This is a genomic window from Cellulosimicrobium funkei (genome assembly GCF_900155925.1).
Lineage (GTDB): Bacteria > Actinomycetota > Actinomycetes > Actinomycetales > Cellulomonadaceae > Cellulosimicrobium > Cellulosimicrobium funkei.
This window is the reverse complement of the sequence record NZ_FTMI01000002.1, coordinates 150,684-169,989: the sequence shown is the minus strand read 5'-3', so window position 1 is coordinate 169,989 and position 19,306 is coordinate 150,684. Positions and strand designations below refer to the sequence as shown.

Here is a 19,306-nt window from a genome sequence, read left to right as displayed (position 1 = left end):
CTCCGCTTCGTTGCCATGAGGTCGATCGGTCCGGTCCGCGTGAGGCACACGGCCGGCAGGAGCGACCGGATCTGTCATCACCATTGATAGATCACGATCATTTCCCGCTCGTTACGATCACATAGAAGCACGTTACGGGAGATTGCGTCCAGAGTCGATCAGACTCCGTCATCGAACCGTCACCTTCGAGCAACTGCCTCGCCGCGGGCATGACGACGCCCCGGGCCCGCCGTTCTCCACGGGTCGCCGGGGCGTCGTCGGCGGCGGTGTCGGCCGCCCGTCGTCAGCAGCTCAGCGCGCCGTACGGCACCACCACCCGCGTGCCGGCCACGACGACCGCCGCCTCGCCCGCCACGACGGACGAGGAGCGCGTGCTGAAGGACCCGGACGCCGCACGGCCGGGCGCGACGGCCGCGACCTCGCGCGTGCCGTGGGCGGTCTCGATCGTCATGTCGACGGGCGCGTCGCCGTCGTTGTCCGCGCGGACCGCGACGTACGCGGTCCCGGCGAGGCACCGGGACACCGCCGTCGCGGTGACGGGGACGTCCCGGACGGGCACGCCGCCCACGGCGATCTCGGCCGCTCCGCCGAACGCGTTCCCCGAGACCGAGCTGAGGCCCACGAGCCGCAGGTACCGGCCCGTCCCCGTGAGGTCGACGGTCTGCGGCGCGAGCGTCGCGGTGAAGGACCCGCTCGCGACCGGGTCGCCCCACTCGACGCCGTCCGCCGAGACGTAGACCTCGTACGCCGCCATCCGGCCGTTCGCCGCGTCCTGCCGGGTCGTGTACTGCAGGCCCGTCACGTCGTACGCGGCCCCGAGGTCGAGCGTGACGTGGTGCGGGTACGGCTGCGCCGCCCCGGACCACCTCGTGTGCCAGAACGTGTCCGGGTCCCCGTCGATCGCGTTCGTCGCCGGAGCCTGCTCGGCCGCGGTCTCCTCGCTCGAGACGTCGTGGACCCGCAGCGTCGACCGGTCGATCGGGTTCGCCAGCGGCCGCTGGTCCGAGTCGACGACGCGCGTGGTCGAGACCTCGCGCTCGCCCTGCCGCGCCGTGAACACCCGGTCGCCCGCGAACGTCGCCGCGGGGACGGGCACGTGCCCGGTGAAGGTGCCGTCGGCGAGGGCGCGCACGGTGAACTTCACCGCGCCGTCCACGAGGAGCTCGACGTGGCCGGGGGCGAACCCGGTGAGCGCGAGCGACTCCCAGGCGCCGGCCTCGACGCTCGCGCCGGAGCCGAGCGACACGGTCGGGTCGCCGGGCTCCGCCGTCGGGCCCGGCGGCAGCGGGTGCCCCGGGTCGACGTCGACGCGCACCCTGCCCCCGTCGCCGCGGGACGTGACGAGCTCGCACTCGGCGTCCACGTCGAACGCCGCCGCGACCGTCGCGGTGTACACGCCCGCCGGGTGCAGCGCGTCGCGCGGCGCGTCGGTCGTGAACGTCACGGGCAGCGTCCGCGCCGGGCAGACGAGCTCGGCCGTGAGGGGCTCGGTGAGCACGCTGCGCGTGGCGGGGTCGCCGTCGGCCGCCGTCACGTCGGGCGCGATCCGCGCGCCGTCCGCGGCGAGCTTGGTGCCCGGAGCGGCGACGTAGCCGACCGGCCATGCCGCCGTCGCGCCCGAGCGCGCGTCGACGTCGGCCGAGACGCTGGTCGCCGCCCACGTGGTGCGGGGCGACTCGTAGAAGCCGTGCCCCTGCACCGTCAGGCGCGGACCGAGGTCGCCGAGACGCTGCATGAACGAGGCGACGTCCTTGTCCTCGCGGGCGGTCCACCCGGTCTCGAGGACGGACGCGGCGCGCGGCAGGAGCAGGAACTCGAGCTGGTCCCCGCCACGGACGGTCTCCGACCACAGCGGAGCCTCGACGCCCAGCACGGACTCCTCGTCGATGCCGCCCGGCACCGTGGTCGTGGGCTCCCAGTCGTAGTAGCGGTCCGCGTCGCACGTGCCGCCGCACGCCCAGCTCAGCCCGATCGGGGTGTCCGAGGTGTACTTCTGGTCGAGGTAGGCGCCCGTGGCGTTCGAGACGATCGCCTTGCCGCCCTTGGCCACGAAGTCGCGCAACGGGTCCGCGGAGCCCACCCAGTACTGGGCGATCGAGCCCTCCCAGAAGTCGTCCGGCTGCCCGGCGCCCGCAGCGGCGTACTCGTTCCAGCCGATGACGCCGCGGCCCGTGACCTCCTGGATGTCCGGGACGGCGCGCGTCACGAAGTCCACGAAGCGGTCGTGGCCCATGGCGTGGGTCTCGTCGCCGCCCATGTGCACGTACGGCCCGCCGGTCATCTCGGCGAGCTGGCGGAACACGTGCCGCACGAACGTGTACGACGCCTCGTTCCGCTCGTCGAGCGCGGAGTAGCCCACGTTGCCCGTGCCGTTCCACGGCACGACCCCGGTCGCCGGGTCGGGCGCCGGGAGCGAACGGCTCGTGTTGAGCTCGGGGATCGCGTGCAGGGCGGCGTTCGTGTGGCCCGGGACGTCGACCTCGGGGACGACGGTGACGAAGCGCTCGGCGGCGTACGCGACGATGTCGCGGTACTCGTCCTGCGTGTAGTAGCCGGTGCGCCCGACCTCGTCGCGGTAGCCGCGGCTGTCCATCGCGGTGCGGCCGGAGACGTCGACGAGCCGCGTGTAGTCGATCGTGTCGCCCTCGACGCGACCCTCGTTGGTGATCTCGATGCGCCAGCCCTGGTCGTCGGCGAGGTGCAGGTGCAGGACGCTGAGCTTGAGCTGCGACAGGACGTCGATCTGGCGCTTGATCGCCTCGACGGTCTGGAACGACCGAGCCGGGTCGAGCATCACGCCGCGGTAGGCGAAGCGCGGGGCGTCCTCGACGTGGATCGCGGGGACGGCCCAGTCGGCGGCGACCGGGACGTCGGACTCGACCCATGCCGGGAGGAGCTGGCGCAGCGTCTGCACGGCGTTGAACGCGCCGTGCGAGGTGGTGGCGACGATCCGGACGCCGCCCTCGTCGACGTCGAGCACGTACGACTCGTCCGCCGCGGGTCCGCCCTCGACGGTGTAGCCCGCCTCCGGGTCGACCGTGACCGCGATCGCACCCCGGTCGTCGCCGCCGTCCACGACGGGCAGGGCGTAGCCGGTGGCGGGACGCAGGAGCTCCGCCACGAGGTCCGCCGTGCCGCGCCCGGCACCGTGCGCGACCACCGCGGTCTCCGGGGTGATCCGGAACGCCGACGCCGTGTCGCCCTGCTCCACGAGCGCGGGCCGCGGGACGAGGGCGGGCTCGCGCCGCGGGGTGGGCTCCGTGCCGTCCCAGACCTCGAGCTCCCAGAGCGACACCCCGTACTTCTGGTTCCCGACCGGGGTCCGCTCGATCGTCTGCATCCGCACGAACCGGTAGGCGGCCGCCGGGTCGGCCTGCGCCCCGACGGTCTGCCGGTCGAGAGCGCCGCACGCGGGCGACACCGTCGGGGTCGCGTCCGTCCACGAGGTCCCGTCGTGCGAGACCTGGAGCACGTACCTCGCCGCGCACGCCGTCTCCCAGTAGATGTTCACGTGGTCGATCACGGTGGGCTCGGCGAGCTCGACCATGAGCCAGGCCGCGTCGGAGGCGTCCGAGGACCACCGGGACGTGTGCTGCCCGACCGGTCCGCTCGTGATCCCGTCGATCGCCTTGTCCGGCGTCCAGCCGTAGGTGCCGCCGCCCTCGCTCCCGGACGCCGTGACGACGCCGCCCGCCGAGGCGAGCGCGACGTTCGACCCCGGCGCGACAGCCGTCGCGGCGGCCGCGTCGTCGGGCGGGGCGACGGACCCCGTCGCCGGGGTGGCCGTGGCGAGCGCGAGCGCCGCCCCGGCGAGGGCGACGAGCCGGCGTCGGGCCCGGCCTCGGTTCGCTGGTGAAGGACTCGCTGGTGAAGGTGGCACGGCGTCGCTCTCCTCGTCATGGTGCGGTCGTGGTCCCGCTGCCTCGGGGGCCCGGCACGCCGTGCGGCGTCCCGGTGCGCGGCTCGTCGCGCGGGTCGTGGTTGCAGCGCCGTCGCTCCCCCTCCGATGTCCGGCAGCGCCTCGTCGCGCTCCCGTCCACGGCCCGTGCGTCCCTGGCAGACACCCCATCGTGGCATTTCATGATGTATTTGGGAAGGATCCAGCCAAACTCTTTCAGAAATCCCGCCGGGGAGACGGCAGAGCCCTGCCCCGCCGTCGCCGGCGGGACAGGGCTCCGGCCCGACGACCGTCAGGCGCAGCCCAGCGCGTCGTACGACGCCTCGACGCTGCGGGTGACCTCCCGCCCGCCGACCGTGCCGACGACGTCGACCGTCACGCTGCCGGCCTCGACCGCGCCGGCGCGGGTCGCGAACGACTGGTAGGCGGCCTTCCCCGGCTCGACGGCGTCGAACGCCTTCTCGCCGAAGCCCGTCACCAGGCGCGCCGACACCGCGACGTCCGCCCCGTTCGTCGCGCGCACCGCGAGATACGCCTTCCCGGCGAGGCACCGCGGCTGCGCCGTCACGTCCACGGGCAGCTCCGGCTCCGGCTCGCCCCCGCCCGAGCACGTGACCCGCGCGGACGCCCAGTCGGCGTGGTCGTTGCCGTTGCCGTCGCCGCCGTCGGTGACCTGGAGGTCCAGGTAGCGCACCCCGGTCACGTCGAGCGCGAGGTCCTGCGTCGCGCCGCCCCCGCGGAGCACGGGGGTCCGGACGAGCGACGTCCCGTCGCCGAGCACCTCGAAGGCGACCGAGCCCCGCGTCCTCTGGACGTCGTCGACGCCCACGGTCGCGGTGAACGACTCGCAGCGCTCGCCGAGGAAGAGCCGCACGGTGCTCGCGGCGTGCGTGCCCAGCCCCTTCTCGTGGACGGTGCCGCGAAGCGTCAGCGGCGTGCCGTCACCCTCGCCCTGCTCCCCGTTGGACAGGTCGCGCTCGACCGGCCCCCACCCGTTGCCGGAAGACACGAACGGCAGGTCGGAGACCCAGTGCTCCCCCGCGGACGGCGGCACGACGACGTACACGTCGCGCGACGCGTCGACCGAGCGCCCGCCGACGGGGTCGGCGGTCGTGGCGTAGGTCGCGCCGGCGTCGAGACGGTAGGCCTGCGCGGACAGCTCGCCGCGCGGGGTGACCTGCCACGTCGTGGTGAGCACACCGCCGGACGGCAGGCTCTCCGCGGTGGTCGCGCCGGTGGCCTCGACCTCCCAGCCCTCCGGCACGTCGAGCCGCACGACGACGTCGCGCACCTCCGCGGGCTCGAACACCTGGAGCCGCGTGGTCACGGTGTTGGCGGTATCCGGCTCGAGCGCGGACGTGCCGCCCGAGACGGTGAGGGAGGCGCACGCCGGGACCGTGCCCGCCGGGCCGAGGTCCTCGACGAGGAAGTCGTCGACGACCAGGTCGGCCTGGTCACCGCCGCCGCTGCCCTTGCGCAGACCCACCCAGGTGTCGCCGCACGAGCTCGCCACGACCTCCTCGGAGAACCGTGCCGTGGTGCGCTGCTCGCCCAGCGGTGTCGCGCGCGTCTCGACGGAGACGGGCGTGCCGCTCGCCACCGAGTCGTAGCCCGTGACCCACGTGTAGAGGCCTCCACGCCCGCTCTGGTGGTCGAAGCTCACCCGGTAGCGGTGCCCCGCCTCGAAGCGCACGGTGTGCGGCACCGTCCGGTACACGAGGCCCTGGTTCTCCTCGTGCGCCTTGAGCGACCGGTCGCCGGTGATCACGTCGTCGACGAGCTTCCCGTTCCAGCCCGCCTGCGTGTACGGGGCGTTGCGCTTCGCGAGGTGGGTGCGCGGGTCGGTCACGCCGCCCGCGTCACCCTTGACGAACGGCCCCCAGCCCTGCGGGACGGACTCGAAGTCCTCGAACGCCACGACGTCGGCGCCCTCCTCCAGGAGGTCCGTCGGCACGTCGGCATGCTCGGTCGGCACCACGCGCAGGTCGTCCACGCGCACGACGGCGTCGCCCGACCCGGCCTCGACGCTCAGGACCGGTCGGGTCGTCGCGGTGACGTCCACCTCGACCTGGACGCGCTGGAAGTAGCGGCTGTGCTTGTCGTCGGCCGCGACGAGGTTCTTCGCCGTCGACCGCTCGACGACGACGCTCGCCTCGACCACACCGTCGCCCCTCACCCGCAGCGTCGTCGGGCGGGACGCGCCGGGCGCGACCTCGACCCACGCGCTCGCGGCGTAGGTGCCGGGCTCGAGCTCGCCGAGCTCCTGCGACAGCGTCGCCTCGCCCGCCCCGAGCGCTGCGACGTGCTGGCCGTTGGAGAGCCGCTCGACGCTCACGGCGCCCGTCGTGCCGTAGGCGTCGAGGTCGCCCGCGTTGAAGCCCGGGTCGACGATGCCGGTCCCCTGCCCCCAGCCCGCGTCGACCGCGTCGGCCTGCGGCACCCCCACCGGGTAGAGCACGTACGGCTGGCCCGCGTCGGCCTGGACGGTGACCTCACCGTCCGCGACCGGGACGGACCCCACCTCGACGCGACCCGTGTCCGTGAGGCGGTACTGCACGAGCGAGGTCGCACCCGCGAGGGACGCCGGGAGCGTCCAGGTCGTCGCACCGCCGGTGGGGTTGTAGTGGTAGAGCTTCTGGCCGTCCGCGGCCTCGCCCTCGACGCCGGGAGCCTCGGCGGCCGACCACGGCAGCAGGTACGTCCCGCCGCGCGCGACGACCGCGTCGCCCACGAGGATCTCGCGGTCCGCGGCGCTCGTGCCGCGCGCGGTGACGTCGTCCGTGAAGGCGATCTCGTCGTCGGCCCACCGCAGGATCTCGTGATGCTGGAGGAACTTCGTCGGGACGTTCGTCTGCCACACGTTGCGGTAGAACGCGTTCCAGTCGACCTGGCCCGTCCAGCCCTCGAACTCGACGATGCGCGCGTTGCCCAGGAGCGGGTGCGGGTTCCACGTGTCCTTCTCCGCGTTGCGGACGAAGCGCACGATCTGCGAGTTCAGGCCCTTGTTCGTCGCGCCGCCGTAGTTCTCGTCCGCCGACCAGTGGCTCCACAGCGAGTCGGCCTCGAACTTGTCCGACCACTCCGTCGCGAGCTGGAAGTCGTTCGCCCGCGCGGTGTCCGCGAGCGCCCGGGCCTGCCAGCCGTAGTTGTAGTAGACGTCGACGTACAGCAGGTCGAGGTCGCCGCCCGTCTCGTCGGCGAGCTGCCCGATGCGCGCCGCGAGGTCGCCGCTGGTGATGTCCCGGCGCTGGTCGATGTAGTACGACTGCCCGAGCCAGTTCCAGCCCTTCGCGCCCGCGTCGACGAGCTCGTCGGAGAACGCGTCGGCCTCCGCGTAGGCCTCGGTCGCGTTGACGTGCACGCCGAAGTCCGCGTTCCACGCGCCGCCCTCGGCGAGCAGCTCCCGCAGGTCCTCGAGACCGCCCGCACGCTCGTTGTAGTTGCCGCCGTAGTCCGGGTGCGCGGAGTCGTGCCCCTCGGAGCCGTAGCCCTTGAGCAGCGCCATCTGGCCGAGGCCGTCGGTCGCGAGCGAGATGCGCTTCACGTCGTCGAGCGTGCGCAGGAACGGGTGGGTCGCCTGCGACGCGAAGTTGAACGGGATGTGCGACACGACGCGGTCCGGGACCTGGTCGGCCCCGAGCGCCTTCGGCGCCACCGTCCGGTAGGCAATCGCGCCGTCCTGCCAGTCGACGGCACCGTCGCCGTTCGCGTCGGGCGTCACGACGACCGTCGCGCGCGGCAGCTCCTCCGTCGTCGACGAGCCCTTCGCCCGGTAGGTCCACGCCCCCGACCAGACGCCGACGCGCACGCCGTCCGCGGTCGCGAACGCCTGCCGCTGGAGCCGGTTGCCCTCGTTGGCGGCCTTGCCGGACGCCTCGTCGTACACGCTGTTCGTGACGACCGACGCGGCGAGGCCTGACGTCGACACGATCGCGTACGCCGAGCCCACCGGGTTCGCGTTCGTCGGGGTCTGCGCCGACACGGGGGTGAAGGTGTCGCCCACGGTGTTGCGGTTCGGGCTGATGACGGCGCTCGCCACGCTCGCGCCTGCGTCGGTCGACGCGACGGAGAGCAGGTCGTGGCCCGGGATCTCGAGGCTCGCGACGCGGAACGTCTCGGTGTCCTCGATCCCCGTGACCTCGAACGTCACGGTGCGGCCCTCGACCGTGAGGGACGCGTCGAGCGTCACGCCCGGCAGGTCGGCGAACGTCAGGCGGTAGGACGTCGCGGCGTCGGACTGCGCGACGACCTCCCCGGTCACGGCGTGCGCCGTGCCGTTGAGGAGGACCTGCGTCACGGGGCGCGTCGAGCCGGCGAGGCTCGCCCCCGTCCCGCGGTCGGTGTAGGTGAGGACGCGCGGGAAGTCGTCCGCGACCTGGACCTCGAGCTCGTCGGACGCGATCGTGACCGCGCCGTCGACGGCGCCCTGCACCGCGAGCGCCGCGGCGGCGAGGCTCGAGCCCGCCGAGGCCGTGCCGGGCAGGGCGTGCGCGGGCAGCGCGACGAGCGGCAGGCCGAGGACGGGGACGGCGGCGAACGCGACCATCCCGCGCACACCGAGCGTGCGCCGTCGGGGCGGTGGCCCCGGGACGGGGGGTGGACCGGACTGTCGAACCATCTGAGCTCCTTCGATCAGGGCAGGCGGCACCGTGCCGCCGGCCGGTGGTGGTCGTGCGGTCGTGGGACGTTCTGGTGGCAGCGGGGTTCCGGTGGCAGCGGGGTCAGAGGACCTCGACGTACTCCTCCCGCTCGCCCAGGTCGGGCTCCGCGCGCAGCTCGACGTGCTCGCCCGGGGCGTGCTGCTCGAGCACCGTGACGGTGTTCGCCCCCGTGCGCAGCAGCGGCGCGGGGACGTAGAGCGTGCGCTGCGGTCCGCGGCGCCAGTACCGGCCGAGCAGCACGTCGTTCACCCAGACGAACCCCTTGGTCCAGCCGGGCAGCGCGAGGAACGTGTCGGCCGGCTCGTCGACGTCGAGCTCGAACGTCGCGATCGTGTCGGCGGGCCGCCCACCGGTCGTGGGGGGTGGAACCGCCCCGCGCCGCAGCTCCCCCGCGTCGAGCAGGTCGAGCGGGAGGGCCCGCGACTCCCAGGTGTGGACGATGCGCCGGTCGACCAGCACGTCGCCGAGGATCCCCTTGTGCTCGCCGAGACGTGGCCCGTAGTTGACGCGGCCGAGGTTCTCGACCAGCAGCTCGAGCACGACCTCGCGGCCGTCGCCGCGCACGCGCACGCCCTGCTCCGCGGTACGACGCTCGAGCGTGCCCACGAGGACACCGTCGACGTACACCGTGGCGCGGTCGTGCAGGCCGAGGACGCTGACCGTCGAGTCGCCCGGCGGCAGGACGGGGTGCGCCCGGTGGAGAACGAGCCCGGCGTCCTGGCCCAGCTCCTCGAAGGTGAGGGGGCCGGGCGAGGCGACGGCGTCCCCGAGCGTCCGCAGCACGGGCAGCGCCGGTCGTGCGGACGCGACCGCGAGGGTGCGGGGGGCGAGTCGCGGAGCCGGGACGGTCCAGCGCTCGTCGAGGGCGTCGGGCGGCAGGTGCGGCGACGGGTACCGCGAGAAGACGTCGCGCAGCGCCCGGAACTTGGGGGTCGCCGTGCCGTCCTCCGCGACGGGCGCGTCGGAGTCGTAGCTCGTCACCGTCGGCTGCAGGTCGGTGCCGTCGTGGTTGGCTCCCGCGGTCAGGCCGAAGTTCGTGCCGCCGTGCGCCATGTAGAGGCTCACCGAGCCGCCGAGCTCGAGGAGGCGCTCGACGTCGCGCGCGGCGTCGAGCGGGTCGCGCACGTGGTGGCGCTCCCCCCAGTGGTCGAACCAGCCGTTCCAGAACTCGGCGCACAGGAACGGCTCGTCGCGGCGCTCGCGGAGCATCTTCAGCGCCTGCTCGGGGCGCGACCCGAACGTCGCGGTCGTCAGCGCGCCGGGCAGCGTGCCGCCGTCGAGCATGAGGTGGGTGGGTCCGTCCGCGGTGAACAGGAGCTCGTCGACCCCGCGCGCCACGAGCGCGTCGCGGACCCACGCGAGGTAGGCGTGGTCGTCGCCGAAGCTGCCGTACTCGTTCTCGACCTGCACCGCGACGACGGGGCCGCCGCGGTTCGCCTGCAGCGCCGCGAGACGCGGCACCACCTCGTCGAACCAGCTCGCCACCGCGTCGAGGTACACCGGGTCCGACGAGCGCAGCCGCACCCCGGGCGTGCCCGTGAGCCACGCGGGCAACCCGCCGTTCGACCACTCGGCGCAGATGTACGGGCCGGGACGGACGATCGCGTCCATGCCGAGGTCGCCGACGAGGTGCAGGAACCGCTCGACGTCGCGATCGCCGTCGAACACGGTGCGCCCGCGCACGGCCTCGTGCCAGTTCCACGGGACGTAGGTGTCGACCGTGTTGAGCCCCATCGCCCGGACGCGCCGCAGCCGGTCCGCCCACAGGTCGGGGTGCACCCGGAAGTAGTGCACCGATCCCGAGAGGACGCGGTGCTCCGTGCCGTGCCGCAGGAGGCGGAGCCCGTCGGGGACGAGCGTGGGCCGTCGCGCCGGGCCGCTCACTTGATGGCCCCGGCCGCGAGGCCCGAGCGCCAGAAGCGCTGGAGGCAGAGGAAGGCGACGACGAGCGGCACGACGGCGACGAACGCGCCCACGATGACCATGTGGCGCTCGATCTGGCCGGCCTGGACGAGGGCGTTCCAGCTCACGAGCCCGACCGTCACGGGGCGCAGCTCGCCCGAGATGAGGACCTGGGACGGCAGGAGGAAGTTGTTCCAGATCTCGACGAACTGGAACAGGAAGATCGTCACGAGCGCGGGCGCCATCATGCGCAGGCTCACGCCGAAGAAGATCCGGCCCTCGTGCGCGCCGTCGAGGCGTGCCGCCTCGATGACCTCGTCCGGCACGGAGCTCGCGGCGAAGATCCGGCCGAGGTAGACGCCGAACGGGCTCACGACGCTCGGGAGGAGGACCGCGAGGTAGGTGTCGATGATCCCGGTCTGCGAGAACATGAGGAACAGCGGGAGGGTGAACAGGACCTTCGGGACGAGGACCGCGCCGAGCACGACCGCGAACAGCAGGTTGCGCCCCCGGAACTCGTACTTCTCGAGCGCGTACCCGCACGCGACGGCGACGAGGGTGCCTACCCCCGCGCCCACGAGCGAGTAGAGCGCCGAGTTCGCCATCCAGATGCCGAAGATGCCGTTCTGGTAGCCGAAGAGGTCCTGCAGGTTGCCGACCAGGTCGAAGTGCGAGAACCACAGCGGGCTGCCCGCGAACGTGTAGCCGGCGTCCTTGGTCGCCGCGACGAGCAGCCACCACAGCGGGAAGAGGAAGTAGACGGCCGTGAGGACGAGGACGGACGTGACCGCCCAGCGGCTGCGCGCCGTCGTCTCGAGCGTGTCGGGGCGCAGGCCGGGCGTCCCGGCCGTCCGGTGCCGACGCAGGCCGACGGTGGCGGGCGCGGTCGTCTCGGCCTCGACGGGGAGGCTCCTCGTGGTCATGAGGCCCTCCGGGAGGTGAGGCGGAAGAACAGGACGGACAGCACGGCCACACCCAGGGCGAGGATCACGGACTGTGCGGCGGCGTAGGGGTAGTTCGCGGACTGCAGCGACGCCTGGGCGGCCATGATCGGCGTGAAGCTCGCGTCGATCGCTCCGGTGCTCTGCTTGAGCACGAACGGCTCGTTGTAGAGCTGCGCGGACCCGATGATCGAGAAGATCGTCGTGAGCAGGATCGCCGGCCGCACGAGGGGGATCTTGACGCTCCACGCGGTGCGGAACGCGGACGCGCCGTCGAGCTTCGCGGCCTCGAGCACCTCGCCCGGCACCCCCTGGAGGGCCGCGTAGATGATGATCATGTTGTAGCCCGTCCAGCCCCAGGTCACGACGTTCGCCACGGCCCACAGCGCGAGGTTCTCGCTGAGGAGGTTCACGTCGAGCCCGAAAAGCCCCAACGCTGCGTTGAGGGGGCTGCTGTCGGACGCGTAGAGGAACGACCACACGAGCGCGGACAGCACCGTGGGGACGGCGTACGGCGCGAAGCTCGAGAGCCGGAAGAAGCCCTTCCAGCGGGCCGACGCCGAGTCGACGAGCAGCGCGATGCCGAGCGCGAGCACGAGCATCACGGGGACCTGCACGACGCCGAACAGCAGGACCCGACCGATCGAGGCGAGGAACGCGCTGTCGCCGAACGCGTAGGCGTAGTTGGCGAGCGGGTCGAACACCTCCTGCGTGCCCCCGAGGCCCAGCGCGTCGCGCTGGATGCGGAACAGGCTCTTGTAGATCGCGAACCCGATGGGCGCGACGTACATCGCGAGGAACAGCAGGACGAACGGCCCGACGAACCAGACGGCGTAGCGCGCCGTCCTGCTCCGCGGTCGGCGCAGCGGCGGCGCCTGCCGGTCCGGGTCGTCCGTGCCGGCGGCCGCCGGCAGGGTCTCAGTGGTCATGGCTCTTCCTCGCAGGTGACGTTCTCGTGGAGGGGGTCCCGGTGCCGCGCCCGGGTGCTGCGGGCACCCGGCCGCGGCACCGGCCGCGGTCACTCGTTGACCGCGATACCCTGCTGCGCGAGCTCGGCGGCGGTCGCGTCGCCGGCCGCGGTCAGGGCGGCCTCGACGGTCGCCCCGGGCTCCTTCGCGAAGGCCTTCTGCATGTTCGTCGCGAGCGTGCCGACGAGCGTCGAGACGCCCGGGCCCCACGCCCAGTCGGGGTTGACCTGGCCGGAGGCGGTCTTGAAGACGTCCGCGACGACCTGGCCGCCGAAGTAGTCGTCACCGGTCGTCAGGAGCTCGGACTCGAGGCCCGCGACGGACGCCGGGTACGTCCCGGCCGCCTCGATCTGCGCGTCGACCGCCGCGAGGTCGGTGCTCAGCCAGTGCGCGACCTCCCACGCCGCCTCGGGGTCGTCGCAGCCCTTGAGGACCGCCGACAGCGACCCGCCGACGTTGCCCGTCAGCTCGTCCCCGGCCTCCCACTGCGGCAGCTCCGCCACGGCCCAGTCGCCGGCTGACGCCGCCGCGGAGTCCTTGAGGATGCCTGCGAACCAGGCGGCACCGACGATCGTCGCGATCGAGCCGTCGCCGAGCCCGGCGGACCAGTCGTCGCTCCAGATATTGGATCCGATGAGGTCGGCGTCGATGAGGCCCTGCCAGTAGTCGGCGACCGCGACGTTCTCCGGGGAGTCCGGCGTGATGGACCATGCGCCGTCCTCGACGGCGTACCACGGGGCACCGGCCTGCCACGCGAAGCCCGTGTAGTCGTAGTCCTCGTAGGTGCCGGTGAGCTTCACGCCCGCGGCCTTGAGCTGCTCGCCCGCGGCCTGGTACTCGGCCCAGGTGGTCGGCACCGCGACGCCGTTCGCCTCGAAGACGGCCTTGTTGTAGAAGAGGACCATCGGACCCTGGTCCTGCGGCGCGCCGTACACCTTGTCGCCCACCGTCACGCCGGCCCAGCCCGCCGCGGTGTAGGCGTCCTTGTCCGGGGAGGCGTACTCGGTGACGTCGACGACGTTCCCCTCGGCCACGAAGCTCGGGAGCGTCTCGTAGCCGACCTGCGCGAGGCAGGGCGCGTTGCCCGCGGCGACGGAGTTGCGGATCTTGTCGTAGCCGCCCTTGTTGCCGGCCTCGATCTGCGTGTACTCGACCTGGACGTCGTCGTGCGCCGCGTTGAACGCCGCAGCGGCCTCGTCGTAGCCGGCGGCCCAGGTCCAGAGCTGGATCGTGGTGGGCTCGCCGTCGGAGGACCCGTCCCCGGAGCCGCCGCCGTCCGACGAGCTGCACGCGGTGAGGCCGAGGGCGAGGGCGACGACGGACGCGACTCCCGCGGACCGGACGATCGATGACTTCATGACACTCCTTCTGACGACGCTGTGCTGAGGGGGGCGACCGTGCCCGGTTGCTCGCCACACTCTGGCACAGGTTGATATCCATAACAAGCCTTAGTTCCGAACGCGCATCGCGAGCACGGAAACGTGCACGTTTCTCGTGTTCGTGCTGACTGTTATGGTCAACAACAGGCGTCGGGACGCGCGCTCGTCACCCGGTGAGCACGTGCGGGGACCGGCCGGCACCGGCCCCCGCACGTGGTCCGTCAGCCGCAGCGCAGTGCGGCGAACTCCGCGCGCGCCGTGCCCGACGCGGACGCGACCTCGGCGCTGCCGGCGTCGACCGCCGTCGTGCGCGAGGCGAACGACTGGTAGGCGGAGGCCCCGGGCGCGACACCCGTGACGGTCCGCTCACCGAAGGCGGACCGCAGCGTGAGGTCCGCGGGTGCGCTCCCGGTGTTCCGCGCCGTGACGGCCACGTAGGCCTTGCCCGCGAGGCAACGGGCGCTCGCGTGCGCCGTGATCGTGGGCTGGGCGACGACGGGCGCGCCGTCGACCGCGATCTCCGCGGCCGTCGTCCACGGGTTCCCGTTCACCTCGCGCAGCGCCACGAGCTTCACGTACCGGCCGACGGTCGGGGCGAACCCGATCGTCGAGGGGGTCGCGACGTTCGGGAGCGACCCGGCCGCGACCGGCTCGCCCCAGCTCTCCCCGTCGGTCGACACGTAGATCTCGTACGCGCCGATGCGTCCGTTGGCCGCACCCGTGCCGGTCCCCGTGCGCGGGGTGTACGTGAGCCCGAAGAGCTGCTGCTCGGCGCCCGTGTCGAGCGCGACGTGGTGCGGCGGCGTGGGGGCGGACCCGCTCCAGCGCGTGTGCCAGAACGTCGCGGGGTTGCCGTCGATGGCGTTGGCCGCTCGGCCGTCCTCCCCCTGCGTCTCCTCGCTGTCGACGTCGATCACCGCGACCGGCCGCGACGGCTGGGCGGTGCTCACGGCGACGAGGTCCACGGTGGCGCCGGCGGAGCGCTCCTGCCCGCCGACGGTCCACGTCACCGCCACCGGCACGCGGCCGAGGCCCCACGTGCCCGTCGCGGGTGCGAGGGCGATCGTCACGGTGCGGTCGGCACCGGGCGCGAGGTCGCCGACCTGGGCCGCGGCCGGGGCCGTCCAGCCCGCGGGCGCCTGCGCCGCGACCGCGACGCCCTCGAGCGTGGCGTCCGTCGTGTTCTCGACGGTCACGGTGGCCGTCGCCGACGCGCCCGGCAGCACGCGCCGGGTCTCGACCGCGACGTCGACCGCCACGGCGGGCTCGACCGTCCAGACCGTGCCGGTCATGTCCGGCGGGAGCTGGACCACGGTGCCGTCCTCGTCGACGGAGAGCAGCTGGCGCGTCGACGCGTTGACGACCGCGAAGCCGTCGTCGGTCGCGAGGAGCTGCCACTTCTGGATGTTCGACGAGCCGCAGGCCGAGGCGACGACCGGCACGCCGATCTCGACCGGGACACCCAGGCGGCGCTTGCCGTCGACCACGTCGAGGCACAGGCCCGTGGCCGTCGAGCGAACCGTGTGGTACCCGTCGGCCGTCGCCGTGAGGACCCAGCCGTCGCGCACGTCCGGACCGGCCGCGAGGGACCCCGCAGGCGTCGCGCCGAGACCGTCGCCGTCCGTCGTGGTGAGCGTGTACGCCCCGTCCTCGACGGGCGTGCGGTCGACGTTCTCCCAGCCGGCGGGGCGGCCGATGGAGCGGGCCAGCGCCTCGAACTCGGCGTACGTGCTCTTCGCGTACCCCGCGGTCCACGTCGTCTGCGCGATGAAGCGCAGCGGCATGAACATCTCCTCCTCGACCGAGTTCTCGGTCTGCGCGGCGGCGCTGTCCGGCCACAGGCTCACCTTCGCGCCGGTGAGGCCGGGGTGCGCCGGGTCGACGGTCGAGCCGTAGAACCGCCCGACGTCCCAGCGCTGGTCGTACAGGTTCCTGGTGTTCATCTTGAGCCCGCCGCGCACCAGGTAGAGCGCGTAGGACGAGTTCATCACCGGGTGGCCGGCGTCGAGCAGCGCCTGCGGGCTGACCGGGGTGCCGAGCCAGTGCTCGACGACGATGTCCGTGTCGACCGGCTGAGTGTTGCGGCCCACGAGACCGTCGTTCCAGATGCGCAGCGTCTTGCCGTGCGTCTCCTTGACGTACGCGTTGACCTTGTTCACGAAGGCCACGAACGCGTCGTCCGGCGTCGCCGACGGGCCGTACAGGGACTTCGCGTACGCCTCGATCTGCGGGAAGTTCTGGAAACCGGTCGTGATCATGTACTCGTCCGCGCCCATGTGCCAGTAGTCGGACGTGAACACGTCGAGGTACTCGTCGAGCAGGTCGGTGTAGAAGTCGAAGGCCTCCGGCCGGGTGATGTCGAGCCGCACCTCGTCCCGGACCCCGTTGCGGTCGACGAGCTGCAGCTCCGGCTTGTTCTCGAGCCAGATCTCCATGTGCCCGGGCGAGTTGATCTCCGGGATGACGTCGATCCCGAGCGTGTCCGCCTTCTCCACGATCCGGCCCAGCTGCTCCGGGGTGTAGTAGCTCCAGGTCGCCGTCTCGGGGTGCGCGGTGCTCTTGAGCTTGAGCTCGACGAGCAGGTAGTTGAGCTTGAGCGAGGCCATCTCCTCGAGGAGCCGGTCGATCCACTCCTCGGAGACGTTGATCTGGCAGGCGCACAGCGTCACGCCGCGCTCGGCGTACCGCGGCACGTCGACCGTCGAGCCGGCCGGCAGCACGGTCTGCTGCGCGAGCATCTGGGCGAGGGTCCGGGTCCCGTAGAAGGCACCCTGCGGTGTCGCGCCGACGATGGTGACGCCGCCCGCGTGGACGGTCAGCGCATACCCCTCCTTCCCGAGGTCGGTGCGGCCGTCGTCGACGGCCAGGTCGACGACGCTCGCGGCGGTGGGGTCGGCCACGACCGGGACGTCCTCGTCCAGCAGCGCGCCGAGCTCGTCCGCCAGGACGTCCGCCGCGCCGGCGAGCCCGTCGTCTCCCCCGGTGGCGACCTGGGTCCCGGCCGCGAGGCTCCACGACCCCGCGGCGTCGGCCCAGTCACGCAGCGACGGGATCACGTCCGGCAGCGGCGGGTCGGCGGCCGCACGCTCGACCGCAGCGGGTGCGGACGCAGGCGCCCCGGTGGGCGCCGCCGACGCGGCCGGGACAGTGAGCGCCCCGACGAGCGCGACCGCGAGCGCCGCCGACACGGCGACCCTCCTCGGCCGCTGATGGTGGGTTGGTCGGTGCATGTGTCGATCTCCTTCGATCCGGTGAGGCCTCGGCCGCGTGCGCGGCGAGGACGGTAGGGCGTCGGGAGGGTTATCTGACGTCAGACAACCTAGCGCCGACTGCGGTGTGGACGTCGTGCGGTGCGAGCAAGGATCGGGGCAGGAGCCGATCAGGGCGAGCCGGTGCCGGTCACCCCCAGTAGTGACCGGGACCGGCCCCGCCGGGACCGCGTGCGGTCCCCGTCCCCGGCACCCAGCGAGCCGGTGACGACGTGCGACGGCTCCTGGACGGAGCTCGGGGCGGCGCACCCTCGCCCCGCGACGCCCTCGATCCGGGTGGCCCGCGGAGCAGTCATGGCACTCCTTCTGACGACGTCGTGCGGAAGGGGGCGTCCGTGCCCCGAGTGCGCGGCTCACTCTGACACAAGGTGATATCCATAACAACCCCCGCAGCGAACCAAGAGACCGCGACCATCCGCCCAGCGACCCCACCCGAGCCCTCGTGCCTGTTATCGTCAACACGAGATCTGCGCGGCGTGCGGTGGCGCGGCGCAGAGGCACGGTCCACCGCGTCCACTACGCTGCCGGGCACGCGCCCGTGCACCGACGAGGAGGTCCCGTGGTCCCAGCGTCACCGCCCGAGCCGTCGCCCCGCGGCCGCGGGCCTGCGATGGCCGACGTCGCGCGCGTCGCCGGCGTGTCCGCGCAGACGGTGTCGCGCGTGCTCAGCGGGCACCCCAACGTCAACGCGGTGACCCGCGCCCGGGTCCGCGCCGCGATCGAGGAGACGGGCTACCGGCGCAACAGCCTCGCCCGGGCGCTCGTCACGGGCCGCACCCGCACCCTCGGCGTCATCACGCACGAGACCGACTTCTACTCCGCGAGCGCGCTCATGCTCGGCATGCAGACGGCCGCTCGCGCGGCCGGGTACTTCGTCAGCACGGCGTCCACCTCGTCCCTCTCCTCCGCCGCGATCGAGCAGGCCGCCGCACGTCTGCTCGACCAGGGCGTCGACGGCCTCGTCATCGCGGTGCCCGTGCGGGACGAGGGCGCGCTCGCGCAGGTGACGCGCGACGTCCCCACGGTCGTCGTGGACGGCATGCGGTCCCTCGCGACCGAGATCGTCGCCGTCGACCAGGTCGAGGCGGGCCGCGTCGCGACGGAGCACCTCCTCGGCCTGGGGCACGCGACCGTCTGGCACGTGTCCGGGCCGGAGTCGTGGAACGACGCGCTCGGCCGGTCCACGGGCTGGCGCACCACCCTGGAAGAGTCGCGTCGCGACGTCCCCCCCGTGCTCTACGGGGACTGGACCCCGGAGTCCGGCTACCGCAACGGGCTCCTCCTCGGTCGCCTCCCCGAGGTCACTGCCGTCTTCGTGGCGAGCGACGAGATGGCGTTCGGCGTCGTCCGCGGGCTCACCGAGCTGGGCCGACGCGTCCCCGAGGACGTGTCCGTGGTCGGCATGGACGACATCGCGCTCGCGCCCTACGCCGCCCCTCCCCTGACCACGGTCCGTCAGCCGTTCCACGACATGGGGCGGCGCGCCGTCGAGCACGTGGTCGCCCTCGTCACCGACCCGCAGGCCGTGCACGAGCCGGAGGTCGTGCACCCCGAGCTCGTCGTCCGGGCGAGCACCGCGCCGCCCGCCTGAGGGCACGGCCCGACGCCGCCCCCACCCGAGCGGGCTGTCGGGCGCGTCCGTCGCTCGGCCTACGCGGACGCCGTACCCGCCGCCCGATCTCCTCCTCAGGGTGGACACGCGCGCGCGATCGGTACGCGTACGCTGCCCGTGGGTCGCCGGACACGGCAGGGGGGAACTGCTCGACCGACGAGTGACCGACCGTCGTCCGACCCACCTCACCGCACATGAACATGCTCACCTGGACCGCCGTCGACCACCGGACCTGGCGTGCCCGCAGCGCCTCGCGCGAGTACGTCGTCCGGCGCGACGACACCGGCACCTGGACCCTCGACGGCCCCGGCCGCACGTGGGGCGCGCTGCCGAGCCTCGAGATCGCCCAGGAGGTCGCCGCGCTCGCCGACGAGGTCCACCACGACGACGACCGGATGACGAGCTATCGCGTCGTCACCGCCACGGGTGCGCGGCGCGGCGAGCCGTTCGGCGCGGAGACGGACGAGGAGGCGCTCGACGTGCTGCGGGCCCGGCGCCGAGCCGGCAACCTCCCGCTCGCACCGTTCCGCCTGGAGACCTCCGACGGCCGCCTGGTCGGCGCGTGGGACAAGGCCGTCCAGATCCCGGCCCGGTCGGTCGGCGACGGGACGTCCGGGCCGGTCTGACGCGCCGGTCCGACGCGCGGTCCGACGCGCCGGGCCCGTCGGGTGCCGGC

At 73.3% G+C, this 19,306-nt stretch carries 9 protein-coding genes; 2 read left to right on the top strand and 7 right to left on the bottom strand.

Annotated elements, in window-relative coordinates:
- Positions 1-283: 283 nt before the first annotated feature.
- From BXA05_RS19960 to BXA05_RS04975, 7 genes are all read right to left on the bottom strand, one after another.
- Positions 284-3,880, bottom strand: coding sequence for a family 20 glycosylhydrolase (locus tag BXA05_RS19960; RefSeq protein ID WP_076404192.1), 3,597 nt, complete (start codon positions 3,878-3,880; stop codon positions 284-286).
- A 310-nt stretch (positions 3,881-4,190) separates the two neighbouring features.
- Positions 4,191-8,444 carry an endo-alpha-N-acetylgalactosaminidase family protein gene (locus BXA05_RS05000; protein WP_076404191.1) on the bottom strand — a complete coding sequence of 1,418 codons (4,254 nt, stop codon included), beginning with the start codon at positions 8,442-8,444 and terminating at the stop codon, positions 4,191-4,193.
- 175 nt (positions 8,445-8,619) lie between these two features.
- Positions 8,620-10,443, bottom strand: a complete 1,824-nt coding sequence (locus BXA05_RS04995) for a glycoside hydrolase family 35 protein (protein ID WP_076404190.1) — start codon at positions 10,441-10,443, stop codon at positions 8,620-8,622.
- Positions 10,440-11,384: a carbohydrate ABC transporter permease gene (locus BXA05_RS04990; protein ID WP_083711493.1), complete on the bottom strand. Its 945-nt coding sequence runs from the start codon at positions 11,382-11,384 to the stop codon at positions 10,440-10,442. Before BXA05_RS04990 ends, BXA05_RS04995 begins: the two co-directional genes overlap by 4 nt.
- Positions 11,381-12,331, bottom strand: coding sequence for a carbohydrate ABC transporter permease (locus tag BXA05_RS04985; protein WP_076404189.1), 951 nt, complete (start codon positions 12,329-12,331; stop codon positions 11,381-11,383). Before BXA05_RS04985 ends, BXA05_RS04990 begins: the two co-directional genes overlap by 4 nt.
- Positions 12,332-12,420: 89 nt before the next feature.
- The gene (locus tag BXA05_RS04980; protein ID WP_076404188.1) at positions 12,421-13,728 is read right to left on the bottom strand and encodes an ABC transporter substrate-binding protein; all 1,308 of its coding nucleotides are present in this window, start codon (positions 13,726-13,728) and stop codon (positions 12,421-12,423) included.
- A gap of 242 nt (positions 13,729-13,970) precedes the next feature.
- Positions 13,971-16,937, bottom strand: a complete 2,967-nt coding sequence (locus BXA05_RS04975) for a family 20 glycosylhydrolase (RefSeq protein ID WP_076404187.1) — start codon at positions 16,935-16,937, stop codon at positions 13,971-13,973.
- A 640-nt stretch (positions 16,938-17,577) separates the two neighbouring features.
- On the opposite strand from BXA05_RS04975, the gene BXA05_RS04970 reads away from it, so the two are divergent.
- Complete coding sequence (locus tag BXA05_RS04970) at positions 17,578-18,609, top strand: LacI family DNA-binding transcriptional regulator (RefSeq protein ID WP_241005657.1); 1,032 nt, start codon at positions 17,578-17,580, stop codon at positions 18,607-18,609.
- A 215-nt stretch (positions 18,610-18,824) separates the two neighbouring features.
- On the top strand, positions 18,825-19,256 hold the full coding sequence (locus BXA05_RS19955) for a hypothetical protein (protein WP_009861914.1): 432 nt from the start codon (positions 18,825-18,827) through the stop codon (positions 19,254-19,256).
- Positions 19,257-19,306 lie beyond the last annotated feature (50 nt).

Excerpts from the sequence above, each read along its gene's own strand:
- BXA05_RS05000 (WP_076404191.1), bottom strand. The coding sequence starts at position 8,444 with ATGGTCGCGTTCGCCGCCGTCCCCGTCCTCGGCCTGCCGCTCGTCGCG.
- BXA05_RS04990 (WP_083711493.1), bottom strand. The coding sequence starts at position 11,384 with ATGACCACGAGGAGCCTCCCCGTCGAGGCCGAGACGACCGCGCCCGCC.
- BXA05_RS04985 (WP_076404189.1), bottom strand. The coding sequence starts at position 12,331 with ATGACCACTGAGACCCTGCCGGCGGCCGCCGGCACGGACGACCCGGAC.
- BXA05_RS04980 (WP_076404188.1), bottom strand. The coding sequence starts at position 13,728 with ATGAAGTCATCGATCGTCCGGTCCGCGGGAGTCGCGTCCGTCGTCGCC.
- BXA05_RS19955 (WP_009861914.1), top strand. The coding sequence starts at position 18,825 with ATGAACATGCTCACCTGGACCGCCGTCGACCACCGGACCTGGCGTGCC.